Below are 14,918 nucleotides of genomic sequence, written 5' to 3' on the forward strand. Positions count from 1 at the left end.
TTACCTTTGCGATTAATGCGCAAGGATAACACTACTCATCATCCTTAATCACACCGCGTGCGCGTAATAGCGCGGTTTTGAAGTCCACTTCATAATCCTTTTTCAGGCCGGGAATGGCACTCTGGCTGTCTGCATCACGCATTTTGAGATGGTAAATCAATACATCATCGGTTAATTCACTTAATGGGCCACTGAAACCAGATTCCTGCGCCAGTTTTTGTAAAAATGCCAGCAGGTTGAGATCTTCATCCTTTTGCCATGCGGGTTGCAGGAGCTCGAGCAGTTCATTGAGTCGGTGATATTTCATCATTGATTCCTTTATGCAGATGGTACGCTGCCGCTAATCAAGTATCGTCCAGAATGAAGCAAGGAGACGAAGATGACAGCATTTACCGGCGTAATCCTCGCAGGTGGGCAAGGCAGTCGCATGGGGGGCCAGGATAAAGGGCTGCTAATGTTACAGGGCGAACCACTTTATCAGCACGTTTTGCGGAGATTCCGGCCGCAAGTCAATATTGTGTTGATAAGCGCTAACCGTAACATTGATCGCTATCAGGCAAGTGGTTGTCAGGTTGTTACTGATTCCTTGCCAGACTATCCCGGACCGCTGGCTGGCATGCTCAGTGGTTTACGCCAAAGTAAAACAGATTGGGTGGCTTTTTGCGCTTGCGATACTCCCTGGATTCCCACTGATTTTGTTGCACGCTTATGGCATCAGCGTGGCGATGCGCCCGCAGTTTGGGTGAAGTCCTCTCAGCGTGATCATCCTGCATTAGCGCTCGTCAATTGTGCGCTTGCTGATGATCTTGAGGCCTGGCTGCTGCGGGGCGAGCGACGTTTGATGCAGTTTTTACATGAGCATGGCGGGCATGCCGTTACGCTTTTAGAGGCAGAATCGGCATTCCGTAATATCAATACGCCAGATGATTTAGTGAATGAGGAAAAATTGTTATGAGCGTGCCTTTGTTGGCTATTTCTGCCTGGAGCGGAACTGGAAAAACCACGTTGCTCGAGCAAGTGATTCCGCTACTGAAAAGGCAAGGAATCCGGTCGGGCCTAATTAAACATACGCATCATCAAATGGACATCGATACACCGGGTAAAGACAGTTATCTACTCCGCAAAGCCGGGGCAGACCAGGTGATCGTTGCTAGTAATCAGCGGTGGGCGTTGATGGTCGATACGCCCGATAAACCATTAAGCCTGATGCAATTAGCCTCGAGAATGGATAGCTCGACGTTAGACCTGGTTTTAGTTGAGGGTTTTAAAGATGAGCTGCTGCCCAAAATTGCGCTTTGGCGGCGTGACGTTAAAGGTGAGATTGAGGATTTACTGGATGGTTATGTAATTGCAGTGGCAACCGATGAGGATTTAGAACTGAATTTGCCGATGCTGGACATCAATCAGCCGGAATATGTTGCTGATTTTATTTCTCAGTGGCTGAGAACTCAATGAATTGGGATGGTTTTTCCGATCTGCAGATGTAAAAAAGCCCCGAACTTCCGTTCGGGGCTTCTTCACCTGATTGATGCCTGGCAGTTCCCTACTCTCGCATGGGGAGACCCCACACTACCATCGGCGCTACGGCGTTTCACTTCTGAGTTCGGCATGGGGTCAGGTGGGACCACCGCGCTAAAGCCGCCAGGCAAATTCTTTTGCTCACGCCGCCCTCGCGGGCCGCGCAAATCTATCCGGTAAAACAAGCTGAAAATTTCAGGTCTCTCAGACCAAAACGCCTCTGGCGTTGTAAGGTTAAGCCTCACGGGTCATTAGTACCGGTTAGCTCAACGCATCGCTGCGCTTACACATCCGGCCTATCAACGTCGTAGTCTTCAACGTCCCTTCAGGACTCTCAAGGAGTCAGGGAGAACTCATCTCGGGGCAAGTTTCGTGCTTAGATGCTTTCAGCACTTATCTTTTCCGCACTTAGCTACCGGGCAATGCCATTGGCATGACAACCCGAACACCAGTGGTGCGTTCACTCCGGTCCTCTCGTACTAGGAGCAACCCCCCTCAATTCTCCAGCGCCCACGGCAGATAGGGACCGAACTGTCTCACGACGTTCTAAACCCAGCTCGCGTACCACTTTAAACGGCGAACAGCCGTACCCTTGGGACCTACTTCAGCCCCAGGATGTGATGAGCCGACATCGAGGTGCCAAACACCGCCGTCGATATGAACTCTTGGGCGGTATCAGCCTGTTATCCCCGGAGTACCTTTTATCCGTTGAGCGATGGCCCTTCCATTCAGAACCACCGGATCACTATGACCTGCTTTCGCACCTGCTCGAGCCGTCACTCTCGCAGTCAAGCTGGCTTATGCCATTGCACTAACCTCCTGATGTCCGACCAGGATTAGCCAACCTTCGTGCTCCTCCGTTACTCTTTGGGAGGAGACCGCCCCAGTCAAACTACCCACCAGACACTGTCCGCAGCCCGGATTACGGGCCTACGTTAGAACATCAAACATTAAAGGGTGGTATTTCAAGGTTGGCTCCACGCAGACTGGCGTCCACGCTTCAAAGCCTCCCACCTATCCTACACATCAAGGCTCAATGTTCAGTGTCAAGCTATAGTAAAGGTTCACGGGGTCTTTCCGTCTTGCCGCGGGTACACTGCATCTTCACAGCGATTTCAATTTCACTGAGTCTCGGGTGGAGACAGCCTGGCCATCATTACGCCATTCGTGCAGGTCGGAACTTACCCGACAAGGAATTTCGCTACCTTAGGACCGTTATAGTTACGGCCGCCGTTTACCGGGGCTTCGATCAAGAGCTTCTCCTTGCGGATAACCCCATCAATTAACCTTCCGGCACCGGGCAGGCGTCACACCGTATACGTCCACTTTCGTGTTTGCACAGTGCTGTGTTTTTAATAAACAGTTGCAGCCAGCTGGTATCTTCGACTGGCTTCGGCTCGGGGAGCAAGTCCCTCCACCTACGCGCCAGCGTGCCTTCTCCCGAAGTTACGGCACCATTTTGCCTAGTTCCTTCACCCGAGTTCTCTCAAGCGCCTTGGTATTCTCTACCTGACCACCTGTGTCGGTTTGGGGTACGATTTCGTGTTACCTGGAGCTTAGAGGCTTTTCCTGGAAGCAGGGCATCAGTTACTTCACCACCGTGGTGGCTCGTCGTCACGCCTCAGCCTTAAGACACCCCGGATTTACCAAAGGTGTCAGCCTACACGCTTAAACCGGGACAACCGTCGCCCGGATAACCTAGCCTTCTCCGTCCCCCCTTCGCAGTAACACCAAGTGCAGGAATATTAACCTGCTTCCCATCGACTACGCTTTTCAGCCTCGCCTTAGGGGTCGACTCACCCTGCTCCGATTAACGTTGAACAGGAACCCTTGGTCTTCCGGCGAGCGGGCTTTTCACCCGCTTTATCGTTACTTATGTCAGCATTCGCACTTCTGATACCTCCAGCATGCCTCACAGCACACCTTCAACGGCTTACAGAACGCTCCCCTACCCAACAACACATAGTGTCGCTGCCGCAGCTTCGGTGCATGGTTTAGCCCCGTTACATCTTCCGCGCAGGCCGACTCGACCAGTGAGCTATTACGCTTTCTTTAAATGATGGCTGCTTCTAAGCCAACATCCTGGCTGTCTGTGCCTTCCCACATCGTTTCCCACTTAACCATGACTTTGGGACCTTAGCTGGCGGTCTGGGTTGTTTCCCTCTTCACGACGGACGTTAGCACCCGCCGTGTGTCTCCCGTGATAACATTCTTCGGTATTCGCAGTTTGCATCGGGTTGGTAAGCCGGGATGGCCCCCTAGCCGAAACAGTGCTCTACCCCCGAAGATGAGTTCACGAGGCGCTACCTAAATAGCTTTCGGGGAGAACCAGCTATCTCCCGGTTTGATTGGCCTTTCACCCCCAGCCACAAGTCATCCGCTAATTTTTCAACATTAGTCGGTTCGGTCCTCCAGTTAGTGTTACCCAACCTTCAACCTGCCCATGGCTAGATCACCGGGTTTCGGGTCTATACCCTGCAACTTAACGCCCAGTTAAGACTCGGTTTCCCTGCGGCTCCCCTATACGGTTAACCTTGCTACAGAATATAAGTCGCTGACCCATTATACAAAAGGTACGCAGTCACCCCCATAAATGAAGGCTCCCACTGCTTGTACGTACACGGTTTCAGGTTCTGTTTCACTCCCCTCGCCGGGGTTCTTTTCGCCTTTCCCTCACGGTACTGGTTCACTATCGGTCAGTCAGGAGTATTTAGCCTTGGAGGATGGTCCCCCCATATTCAGACAGGATACCACGTGTCCCGCCCTACTCTTCGAACTCACAGAATGTGCACTTTCGTGTACGGGGCTGTCACCCGGTATCGCGCGACTTTCCAGACGCTTCCACTAACGCACAAACTGATTCAGGTTCTGGGCTGTTCCCCGTTCGCTCGCCGCTACTGGGGGAATCTCGGTTGATTTCTTTTCCTCTGGGTACTTAGATGTTTCAGTTCCCCAGGTTCGCCTCGCAACACTATGTATTCATGTTGCGATGATGCACTGAGTGCACCGGGTTTCCCCATTCGGACATCGTCGGCTGTAGCGGTTCATATCACCTTACCGACGCTTTACGCAGATTAGCACGTCCTTCATCGCCTCTGACTGCCAGGGCATCCACCGTGTACGCTTAGTCGCTTAACCTCACAACCCACAGGCGTTTTGCAACGCTTGGGACTGCAGGCATTGAGAGACTCGAACATGTCGTTATTCATTTCTTATTACGGAGAAATGAGCCAACACGTCGTTTCAATTTTCAGCTTGTTCCGGATTGTTAAAGAGCAATATCTCAAACATGACGGTTACGTCAGTTTTGAGATATTTCGTGGAGACACCTTTCACCTGTCACCAAGCAAGTGGCGTCCCCTAGGGGATTCGAACCCCTGTTGCCGCCGTGAAAGGGCGGAGTCCTAACCGCTAGACGAAGGGGACACGATGTGTCACGACTTCGCAGCCGTCTTGCTCATTACTTTCTATCAGACAATCTGTGTGAGCACTACGCGGGAAGGTATCTTCAGGTAAGGAGGTGATCCAACCGCAGGTTCCCCTACGGTTACCTTGTTACGACTTCACCCCAGTCATGAATCACAAAGTGGTAAGCGCCCTCCCGAAGGTTAAGCTACCTACTTCTTTTGCAACCCACTCCCATGGTGTGACGGGCGGTGTGTACAAGGCCCGGGAACGTATTCACCGTAGCATTCTGATCTACGATTACTAGCGATTCCGACTTCACGGAGTCGAGTTGCAGACTCCGATCCGGACTACGACGCACTTTATGAGGTCCGCTTGCTCTCGCGAGGTCGCTTCTCTTTGTATGCGCCATTGTAGCACGTGTGTAGCCCTACTCGTAAGGGCCATGATGACTTGACGTCATCCCCACCTTCCTCCAGTTTATCACTGGCAGTCTCCTTTGAGTTCCCGGCATAACCCGCTGGCAACAAAGGATAAGGGTTGCGCTCGTTGCGGGACTTAACCCAACATTTCACAACACGAGCTGACGACAGCCATGCAGCACCTGTCTCAGAGTTCCCGAAGGCACCAAAGCATCTCTGCTAAGTTCTCTGGATGTCAAGAGTAGGTAAGGTTCTTCGCGTTGCATCGAATTAAACCACATGCTCCACCGCTTGTGCGGGCCCCCGTCAATTCATTTGAGTTTTAACCTTGCGGCCGTACTCCCCAGGCGGTCGACTTAACGCGTTAGCTCCGGAAGCCACTCCTCAAGGGAACAACCTCCAAGTCGACATCGTTTACGGCGTGGACTACCAGGGTATCTAATCCTGTTTGCTCCCCACGCTTTCGCACCTGAGCGTCAGTCTTTGTCCAGGGGGCCGCCTTCGCCACCGGTATTCCTCCAGATCTCTACGCATTTCACCGCTACACCTGGAATTCTACCCCCCTCTACAAGACTCTAGCCTGCCAGTTTCGAATGCAGTTCCCAGGTTAAGCCCGGGGATTTCACATCCGACTTGACAGACCGCCTGCGTGCGCTTTACGCCCAGTAATTCCGATTAACGCTTGCACCCTCCGTATTACCGCGGCTGCTGGCACGGAGTTAGCCGGTGCTTCTTCTGCGGGTAACGTCAATCGGTAAGGTTATTAACCTCACCGCCTTCCTCCCCGCTGAAAGTACTTTACAACCCGAAGGCCTTCTTCATACACGCGGCATGGCTGCATCAGGCTTGCGCCCATTGTGCAATATTCCCCACTGCTGCCTCCCGTAGGAGTCTGGACCGTGTCTCAGTTCCAGTGTGGCTGGTCATCCTCTCAGACCAGCTAGGGATCGTCGCCTAGGTGAGCCATTACCCCACCTACTAGCTAATCCCATCTGGGCACATCCGATGGTGTGAGGCCCGAAGGTCCCCCACTTTGGTCTTGCGACGTTATGCGGTATTAGCTACCGTTTCCAGTAGTTATCCCCCTCCATCGGGCAGTTTCCCAGACATTACTCACCCGTCCGCCACTCGTCACCCAAGGAGCAAGCTCCTCTGTGCTACCGTTCGACTTGCATGTGTTAGGCCTGCCGCCAGCGTTCAATCTGAGCCATGATCAAACTCTTCAATTTAAGTTTGATTTGCTTAAACAAGTTAAGCGATGCTCATCTGTAAAACGTCATAATGAATTTCATTATGTGTTCACTCGTGAGACTTGATATTTTTTTGCGTCCGGAGACGCTGATATCAATCCTGCGAGTGCCCACACAGATTGTCTGATAAATTGTTAAAGAGCGTTGCGAGCAGCGGGTTAACCGTCTGTCGCGAGGTGGCGTATATTACGCTTTCCTCCTTCGGAGTCAAACACTTTTTTCAGCGTTTTCATCCGGCGGGGTGAATTTCCTCACTCCCTGCTGAGCCGTCTGCGTTGCCGCTTTGCCGTCTCAGTGGTGGCGCATTATAGGGAGTTATTCGGAGCTGACAAGGGTTTATTGCAAAAAAATGACTGAGCGCCTCTTTTTTAAACGAACGCGTTAAAAACGGACATTTCCTGGCGAAGAATCAGTCAAAATCGCCGCTTCATCGGCATAAATCAGCGCCATTACCTTAAAAACCAATGCTATTCTGTTTAGCCAAACGTAATTTCTTTGTTGTAGGCTGACAATTATTCGAGAAGGACTTTCAATGATTCGCTCCGCGCGCAGTATGGCCGGCTTGCCCTGGATCGCCGCCATGGCGTTTTTCATGCAAGCACTTGATGCCACCATCCTGAATACTGCGCTTCCTGCTATCGCCACCAGCCTTGAACGTTCTCCTTTAGCCATGCAATCTGCCGTCATCAGTTACACGCTAACGGTGGCGATGCTAATCCCGGTGAGTGGCTGGTTGGCGGATCGCTATGGCACCCGCAAAATCTTCATTCTTGCAGTATCGCTATTTACACTGGGTTCGCTGGCCTGTGCCTTGTCCGGTTCATTAAGCATGTTGGTGGTCTCTCGCGTGGTGCAAGGTGTTGGCGGAGCGATGATGATGCCCGTCGCGCGTCTGGCGTTATTGCGCGCTTATCCACGTAGTGAACTGCTACCCGTGTTGAACTTCGTTACCATGCCGGGTTTAGTGGGACCGATTCTGGGCCCGATGCTCGGCGGTTTGTTAGTGACCTACGCCAGCTGGCACTGGATATTCCTGATCAACATTCCTATTGGTATCGCAGGCATCTTCTACGCACGCAAATATATGCCGGACTTCACTACCCCAAAACGCCGCTTCGACTTTTTAGGCTTCCTGCTGTTTGGCTTGGGTCTGGTGCTGATATCGGTCGGCATCGAACTGTTTGGCGAGCGCGTAGTGTTGCCGTGGCAAGCGCTGTTGGTACTGTTTAGCGGCATTGCATTACTTCTTCTCTATATAGTGCACGCGCGTCGTCATCCGGCACCGCTAATCAATCTGCCAATGTTTAAAACCCGGACCTTCTCGGTCGGCATCATTGGCAATATTGCTTCGCGTCTGGGAACCGGCTGTATTCCGTTCCTGATGCCGCTGATGTTACAGGTGGGCTTTGGTTATCCCGCGCTTATCGCCGGTTGCATGATGGGACCTACGGCGATTGGCGCGCTGCTGGCCAAATCCACGGTGACACAAGTATTACGTCGCTTCGGTTATCGCCATACGCTGGTTGCTATCACCATCATCATTGGCATGTTGATCGCCACCTTCTCACTGCAATCGCCGGGAGGCAGCGTAGTCATGCTGCTGGCAGCACTGTTGATTCTGGGAATGGCGATGTCGACGCAGTTCACCGCGATGAACACCATCACACTAGCGGATTTAAATGATGAGAACGCCAGCGGCGGGAACAGTGTGCTGGCAGTAACGCAGCAGCTTTCGATCAGCTTTGGTGTCGCGGTGAGCGCCGCGGTGCTGCGCTTCTATCAGGATGTCGAGGCCACAACCGTCGCGCAATTCCACGCGACTTTCCTGACGATGGGCGTCGTCACCGTGTTGTCTGCCTTTACCTTTATGATGTTACGTCCGGGCGACGGCCGTAATTTGATCGCCAACCGCGAGAAAAAGAAGAAAGCAGCTTAAACCGAACCGCGCTCAACCAGTTCCGGCGTCAGCACCAGCGTTTGCTGACTGGCGTCGGGATCGCTCATACGATGAATCAAGGTATCAATCGCCAGTTCGCCTAACTCATCTTTCGGTTGATGGATGGTGCTAAGTGGCGGCGTCAGATAACGCGCCAGTTCTATGTTGTCATAACCCATCACTGCAATATCCTGCGGCACACGCAATCCGGCCTGAAACAGAGCGTGATAGACGCCAACCGCCATCGCATCATTGCTGGTAAATACCGCTTCGGGTAGCGTATCCAGCGTCAGCAATTGATTCATGGCGTTGAAACCGCCCTGAAACTCGAAATCGCCATCGACGACATAACCTGGCGGTACCAACAATCCGCTGTTGGCCATCGCTTTATGGAACCCCTCCAGACGCAAACGCGCCGGGGTTTTATCCTGCGGACCCGCAATACAGGCAATGCGCGTATAGCCGCGATCGATCAGATGCTGGGTTGCCAGCTCGCCACCGAGCAGCGCGTTGTCCTGAATAATGTCGCCGCGCCCTTCAAATGGCGCCCAGTCCATCATCACCATCGGCACGGACGGATAGCGATTGAGGATTTCCGCCGACGGCAGATGGGTTTCAGTGCACATCATCAGCAAACCATCGACGCGTTTTTGCATCAGCGTTTCGAGGCTGCGATTCATACGTTCCTCATCGCCTTCGGTGTTGCACAGAATCAAGCTGTAGCCACGTTCGTAGCAGCTGTTTTCTACCCCGCGCACCACTTCGGAATAGAATGGGTTACTGCTGGCGGTGAGCAGCATGCCGATGGTGCGCGTTTGCTTAATTTTCAGGCTGCGCGCCAACGCGGACGGCGCATAGTTCAGCTCGCGAATCGCCTGATCCACCTTTTCGCGCACCTGCTCGCTCACAAAGCGATTATTATTGATGACGTGCGAAACGGTGGACGTTGAGACGCCCGCCAGGCGGGCGACGTCTTTCATGGTAGCCAAGCGCTTAACCCTGTTGTTGCAGGAAGGCGTCGATCTCAGTGCGCCACGGCACTGAGGGCTGCGCGCCCGCACGCGTCACCGCAATCGCGGCAGCCGCATGGGCGAAACGAACGGCATCGTGCATTGCCATACCTTCCAGACGCGCAGTAATAAACGCACCATTGAAAGTATCGCCCGCCGCGATGGTATCAATGGCCTGCACGCTGAAGCCCGGAATACGCACGCCGTTGCCTTGCTCACTTAGCCACACGCCGCGACGGCCTAGTGTGATTAACACGGTATCAATACCTTTGGCATGCAATGCCTGCGCTGCGCGAGCTGCATCTTCATCACTCTTTACCGCGATACCGGTGAGAATTTCTGCTTCAGTTTCATTTGGCGTGATGATATCGATAAGCGCAAGCAGCTCGTCAGAAAGCGCGGTAGCCGGCGCAGGATTCAGGATGACTTGCGTTTGCTGCTTGCGGGCAATCTTCGCGGCTGCCAGCACACTTTCCAGCGGTGATTCCAGTTGCATCAATAATGCATCGGCATTGGCAATCACCTGCTGATGATGCTCGACGCGCGCGGGCGTCAGCGCTGCATTGGCACCAGAATAGATACCGATATTATTTTCGCCTTCGCTATTCACGAAGATCATCGCTACGCCGGTCGATTCATCTGCGACGGTTTCAACGGGGGCGGTATCAATGCGATCTTGCTGCAACTGCTGACGAATACGCTCGCCAATGTCATCGGCGCCCACGCAAGCAATAAAGGCAATGTCTGCACCGGCACGACCCGCAGCGACCGCCTGATTGGCCCCTTTGCCGCCAAAGGCAATTTGGTACTGTTTCCCGATCACCGTTTCGCCCGGACGCGGAAAGTGGGCGAGGTTAAGGATGTGATCGGCATTGATGCTGCCGAGAACGGCCAGTTTTGCGCTTGTGGTCATTGGGATTCATCCAGAAAGATGCGCCACCAGGACGGTGGCGCGTTGCCCTGCTTTTCTTTACTTATTATTTGGTCACCAGCTTCAGGTCAACCGGATTAACCGCCTTTACCTTCTCGCCTTTCAATACTTTATCGGCAGTCTGCACGCCAATCACGCCAATCTTGTCAGGCATCTGAGCTACAGTGGCGGTCAGTTTACCCGATTCGACGGCTTTCACACCGTCAGCGGTGCCGTCAAAACCCACCACCAGCACGTCGGTTTTACCGGCTGTTTGCAGCGCACGCAGCGCGCCCAGCGCCATTTCGTCGTTCTGAGCAAATACCGCCTGTACATCAGGATGTCCCTGCAGCAGGTTCTGCATCACGTTCAGACCTTTAGTACGGTCAAAGTCAGCCGGCTGGCTCGCCAGGATATTGAACTTATGTGCGTCAGCCGCTTGTTTGAAGCCTTCACCGCGCTCGCGCGCCGCAGAAGTGCCCGCAATGCCCTGCAGTTCAATAATTTTCGCGCCTTCGCCCAGTTTTTTGGCGATGAAGTCACCGGCCATTTTGCCGCCGAAGCGGTTGTCAGAAGCAACGTGGCTCACCACCGTGCCTTGTGCTGCCACGCGGTCGAGTGTAATCACCGGAATGTTTGCCTGGTTCGCCATCTTCACGGCATTACCTACTGCATCAGAATCGGTTGGGTTGATCAGCAGCAGCTTGGTGCCGCGCACCGTCAGATCTTGCACGTTCGCCAGCTCTTTCGCCGGGTTGTTCTGCGAATCCAGCACCACGAGGTTATAACCTAATTGGTCAGCTTCTTTCTGTGCGCCATCTTTCAGTGACACAAAGAACGGATTATTCAGCGTTGAAACCACCAGAGCAATGGTGTCCTTAGCCATAGCGCCAGCACTGAGGGTGGCGCCAAGAATGACGGCCAATGCAGTTAACTTTTTCATTTTTTAAATCCTGTGTGAAGGTCAGAGTTATTTACTGCTTTTGTTATCCACCAGCACTGCTAGCAGAATGACGACGGCTTTAACAATCATTTGGTAGTAAGACGATACGCCCATCAGATTCAGGCCGTTGTTGAGGAAACCGAGGATCAACGCACCAATCAGCGTGCCCATGATGCGGCCTTTGCCACCCGCCAGGCTGGTACCGCCCAGCACCACCGCAGCAATCGCATCCAGTTCATAACCGGTGCCCGCTGTCGGTTGTGCGGAAGAGAGACGCGCCACTTCGATGGTTCCGGCCAATGCCGCCAACATGCCGCACAGCGAATAAACGATAATTTTGACGCGATTAACGTTGATGCCCGACAAACGCGTGGCGGCTTCGTTGCCACCCAGCGCATAGATGTAACGACCGAGGCGCGTGTGATGCAGCATGTACCATGCCAGGCCGAACACCGCGACCATTAGCCACACCGGCGTGGGGATACCCAACGGGCGACCAATACCGAACCAACCAAACAGATCGGCGTTATCGTTGAAACCGGTGTTGATGGGGCTGCCGTTGGTGTACACCATGGTGACGCCGCGCAGCAGCAACATCATCACCAGCGTGGCGATGAAAGCCTGCACCTTGCCGCGCGCCACAATCACGCCGGTAATACCGCCAATCGCTGCTCCCAGCGCCAGCGAAGCCGCTACGGCCACCAGCGCATTCACTTCTAATCCAACGATCGATGCCGCCACCGCACCGGTCAGCGCCAGCAGCGATCCTACCGACAGATCAATGCCCGAAGTCAAAATCACCAGCGTCATCCCCACCGCCATAATGGCGTTGACCGACGTCTGCTGCAGAATGTTGAACATGTTGGCCAGCGTAAAGAAGTTCGGGCTCTGGCTGGCAACCACGGCGATCAGCACGATCAATGCAATCAGTGATTTCTGCTCCAGCAGCCAGGCTTTGCTGAACCAGCGACGGCTGGCGGGTAAGGTTTGGGTGCTCATACAACTAACTCCTCGCTGTGTTGCTTACCGACTGCCGCCGCCATCAGGGATTCCTGGGTAGCTTGCTCACGGGAAAATTCGCCACTCAGATGGCCTTCATGCATCACCATGATGCGGTCGCTCATGCCCAGCACTTCAGGCATTTCCGATGACACCAAAATGATGCTCAGCCCTTCGGCTTTAAACTGGTTAATTAACTGATAAATCTCTTTTTTTGCCCCGACATCGACGCCGCGTGTCGGCTCATCAAGAATCAGCACATCAGGACGCGTCATCAGGCCACGCGCAATCGCCACTTTCTGCTGATTCCCCCCCGACAGCAGGCCAATCGGCTGCTCCATCGACGGAGTTTTAACGTTGAACAGGCGAATAAAATCGCCCACCGCCAGCTGTTCGTCACTGTGTCTCAGGTTGCCCGCGCCGGTGCTGAAATAGCGCAGCGCGGTCAGCGACATGTTCTCTTTCACCGACATACCGAGCACCAAACCATCGCGTTTGCGATCTTCCGAGATATATACGATGCCGTTGGCGAGGCCATCCTGCGGAGAGCGGGTCACGATCTCACGGCCGTTCAGGGTCACTTTGCCTTTGCTGCGTGGCAGAGCGCCGTACAGCACTTTCATCAGTTCGGTACGTCCTGCGCCCATCAGACCGGATACGCCAAGGATTTCGCCTTTGCGCAGCGTAAAGCTGACGTCATCCACGCCCGGACCGCTGAGGTTTTCGACTCTTAAACGGATCTCACCCGGTTGTTGATCGATACGCGGATATTGATCTTCCAGTTTGCGGCCTACCATCATCTCGATCAGGCTCTCTTCGATGAGATCGCACACTGCGCGCTCGGCAATAAACTGCCCATCGCGGAACACGGTGACGTCATCGCAAATCTCGAAGATCTCTTTCATGCGGTGCGAGATATAGACAATGCCGCAGCCCTGCGCTTTCAGTTCATTGATCACGCGGAACAGCGACAGCGTTTCGGTATCGGTTAACGCATCAGTCGGTTCATCCATAATGATGACTTTCGATTCGAAACTGAGCACTTTGGCGATCTCGACCATCTGCTGATCGCCAATCGACAAATCGCCCACCAGCTTGTGGCTGTTGAAGCGCAGATTAAGGCGCTTTAACAGCGCATCCGCCGCGGCATACATCTTTTTCCATTCGATGCGGCCAAAACGGTTAACAAATTCACGGCCAAGGAAAATATTCTCGGCGACGGTCAGTTGCGGGATCAGGTTCAGTTCCTGATGGATAATGCCAATGCCCGCTTCCTGCGACGCTTTCGGGCCGGAGAAAGCGACATCCTTACCGAGCCACTGCATGGAGCCGGCATCCATGCTGTAAATGCCGGTCAGCACTTTCATCATGGTGGATTTGCCCGCACCGTTTTCGCCCACCAGCGCCATGACGCGTCCCGGATAGACGGCGAGCGATGCGCCATTCAGCGCCTTCACGCCCGGAAACGACTTTACAATCCCTTTGAGTTGCAATAACGGTTGCATAGCGGCCTCAGAAGGTCACGCCGGCGCTCAGGATGACATTCGCATACGGAGAACACTCTCCGCTGCGAATGACCGCCTGACTACGCTGCGTTTGTTGTTTGAATTGTTCATGGCTGGTGTAACGGATGGTGATGACATTCCCCTGGTGCTGTTGCAAGGCTTCGAGCACGGCGAGCAGTGCGCTATGGAGCTGCGGATTGTGCTGCTTAATCTCCTCCGCCATCAGGGCGCTTTCAACCTGCATCTCCTGCGTGACAACCTCAACCACCTGTAAAAATTCGGGCGTACCCGGCGTTAACGCCAGATCGATGCGCTGTGGACCAGCCGGAATTGGCAAGCCTGCATCAGCAATCGTCAGCGTATCGGTGTGCCCCAGGCGAGCAATCACATGAGAGACTTCAGCGTTTAACAAGCGACCTTTTTTCATTTCTTCCACTCCACAGCGAAACGTTTCGCTGATCGGGAGTGTATAAAATGCGCACGGCAACTCAATCACGGCATCACGGAAATGTGATCGCCATCGAAACGTTTCGCTTGTGCCAGAGAGAATTTGAGTTTGGAAGGGTTTTGGAGCCGCTCAGGCGGCTCCGGGGAAGGATTATGGCAGTTTACGTACCTGTTTCACGTCCAGTTCGATGGAGTTGAAATCTTTATCCAGTTCGCCGGTCAGTTCTACCTGATCCTTCGGCGAGACGGTCAATCCGTTCCAGCGTTTATGATCGATTTCGACCTTCATGGTGCCGGTAGCATCACGAAACTGATAATCCTCATCACCGATTTGCTTCTCAAGCGTACCGCGCACGGTGATCCAGCTATCGTCTTTCATCTCTTCGGCCTGTTTCACCGTGACAACGCTGGTGTTATCGGCTTTGAAACCACCGGATTTAACCTGTGCAGTTGGCGCATTCGGATCAACAAAACCGCCTTGCTGAGCAGCAAGAACCGGCGTGGCGGCCAGGGCGACAATCGCTAACAGAGCTGCGGACTTTTTCATATTTCACCTCTTTTCCATGAATGTGT

General features: G+C 53.5%; 12 protein-coding genes, 1 tRNA gene and 3 rRNA genes. 3 read left to right on the top strand and 13 right to left on the bottom strand.

Annotation, left to right across the window (positions count from 1 at the left end; all coding sequences use genetic code 11):
- Positions 1-31: 31 nt before the first annotated feature.
- Complete coding sequence (locus tag ACRQ84_RS15085) at positions 32-307, bottom strand: YihD family protein (RefSeq protein ID WP_483817935.1); 276 nt, start codon at positions 305-307, stop codon at positions 32-34.
- A 72-nt stretch (positions 308-379) separates the two neighbouring features.
- Between ACRQ84_RS15085 and mobA the strand changes: the two genes are divergently transcribed.
- Both mobA and mobB read left to right on the top strand, forming a co-directional pair.
- Entirely contained in the window at positions 380-955 is a 576-nt protein-coding gene (gene mobA, locus ACRQ84_RS15090; RefSeq protein ID WP_483816479.1) for a molybdenum cofactor guanylyltransferase MobA, read from the top strand.
- Positions 952-1,455 carry a molybdopterin-guanine dinucleotide biosynthesis protein MobB gene (mobB, locus tag ACRQ84_RS15095; protein WP_483816480.1) on the top strand — a complete coding sequence of 168 codons (504 nt, stop codon included), beginning with the start codon at positions 952-954 and terminating at the stop codon, positions 1,453-1,455. The genes mobA and mobB overlap by 4 nt, the downstream gene beginning before the upstream one ends.
- Before the next feature lie 75 nt (positions 1,456-1,530).
- On the opposite strand, the gene rrf is transcribed toward mobB, so the two are convergent.
- The 5 genes from rrf to ACRQ84_RS15120 form a co-directional block, all read right to left on the bottom strand.
- A 5S ribosomal RNA gene (rrf, locus tag ACRQ84_RS15100) occupies positions 1,531-1,646 on the bottom strand.
- 102 nt (positions 1,647-1,748) lie between these two features.
- Positions 1,749-4,656, bottom strand: a 23S ribosomal RNA gene (locus ACRQ84_RS15105).
- A 213-nt stretch (positions 4,657-4,869) separates the two neighbouring features.
- A tRNA-Glu gene (locus tag ACRQ84_RS15110) sits at positions 4,870-4,944 on the bottom strand.
- An 87-nt stretch (positions 4,945-5,031) separates the two neighbouring features.
- A 16S ribosomal RNA gene (locus ACRQ84_RS15115) occupies positions 5,032-6,574 on the bottom strand.
- Together the 16S, 23S and 5S rRNA genes with 1 tRNA gene alongside form the textbook arrangement of a ribosomal RNA operon.
- 402 nt (positions 6,575-6,976) lie before the next feature.
- Complete coding sequence (locus ACRQ84_RS15120) at positions 6,977-7,189, bottom strand: hypothetical protein (protein WP_483817960.1); 213 nt, start codon at positions 7,187-7,189, stop codon at positions 6,977-6,979.
- Between ACRQ84_RS15120 and mdtD the strand changes: the two genes are divergently transcribed.
- Complete coding sequence (gene mdtD / locus ACRQ84_RS15125) at positions 7,128-8,531, top strand: multidrug transporter subunit MdtD (protein ID WP_483816481.1); 1,404 nt, start codon at positions 7,128-7,130, stop codon at positions 8,529-8,531. The genes ACRQ84_RS15120 and mdtD overlap by 62 nt on opposite strands.
- Here mdtD and rbsR read toward each other — a convergent pair.
- From rbsR to ACRQ84_RS15160, 7 genes are all read right to left on the bottom strand, one after another.
- The gene (gene rbsR / locus ACRQ84_RS15130; protein ID WP_483817936.1) at positions 8,528-9,511 is read right to left on the bottom strand and encodes a ribose operon transcriptional repressor RbsR; all 984 of its coding nucleotides are present in this window, start codon (positions 9,509-9,511) and stop codon (positions 8,528-8,530) included. The genes mdtD and rbsR overlap by 4 nt on opposite strands.
- Before the next feature lie 13 nt (positions 9,512-9,524).
- Entirely contained in the window at positions 9,525-10,454 is a 930-nt protein-coding gene (rbsK, locus tag ACRQ84_RS15135) for a ribokinase (RefSeq protein WP_483816482.1), read from the bottom strand.
- A gap of 64 nt (positions 10,455-10,518) precedes the next feature.
- On the bottom strand, positions 10,519-11,394 hold the full coding sequence (gene rbsB, locus ACRQ84_RS15140; RefSeq protein WP_064738324.1) for a ribose ABC transporter substrate-binding protein RbsB: 876 nt from the start codon (positions 11,392-11,394) through the stop codon (positions 10,519-10,521).
- 27 nt (positions 11,395-11,421) lie between these two features.
- On the bottom strand, positions 11,422-12,393 hold the full coding sequence (gene rbsC, locus ACRQ84_RS15145; protein WP_064738323.1) for a ribose ABC transporter permease: 972 nt from the start codon (positions 12,391-12,393) through the stop codon (positions 11,422-11,424).
- Positions 12,390-13,898, bottom strand: a complete 1,509-nt coding sequence (gene rbsA, locus ACRQ84_RS15150) for a ribose ABC transporter ATP-binding protein RbsA (RefSeq protein ID WP_064738322.1) — start codon at positions 13,896-13,898, stop codon at positions 12,390-12,392. The genes rbsC and rbsA overlap by 4 nt, the downstream gene beginning before the upstream one ends.
- Positions 13,899-13,905: 7 nt before the next feature.
- On the bottom strand, positions 13,906-14,325 hold the full coding sequence (gene rbsD / locus ACRQ84_RS15155) for a D-ribose pyranase (RefSeq protein WP_008106751.1): 420 nt from the start codon (positions 14,323-14,325) through the stop codon (positions 13,906-13,908).
- A 171-nt stretch (positions 14,326-14,496) separates the two neighbouring features.
- Positions 14,497-14,892 carry a YgiW/YdeI family stress tolerance OB fold protein gene (locus tag ACRQ84_RS15160; RefSeq protein ID WP_064738321.1) on the bottom strand — a complete coding sequence of 132 codons (396 nt, stop codon included), beginning with the start codon at positions 14,890-14,892 and terminating at the stop codon, positions 14,497-14,499.
- Positions 14,893-14,918: the final 26 nt, after the last annotated feature.

This window comes from Pantoea sp. E2023-21 (genome assembly GCF_051302795.1).
Classification (GTDB): Bacteria; Pseudomonadota; Gammaproteobacteria; order Enterobacterales; family Enterobacteriaceae; genus Pantoea; species Pantoea ludwigii_A.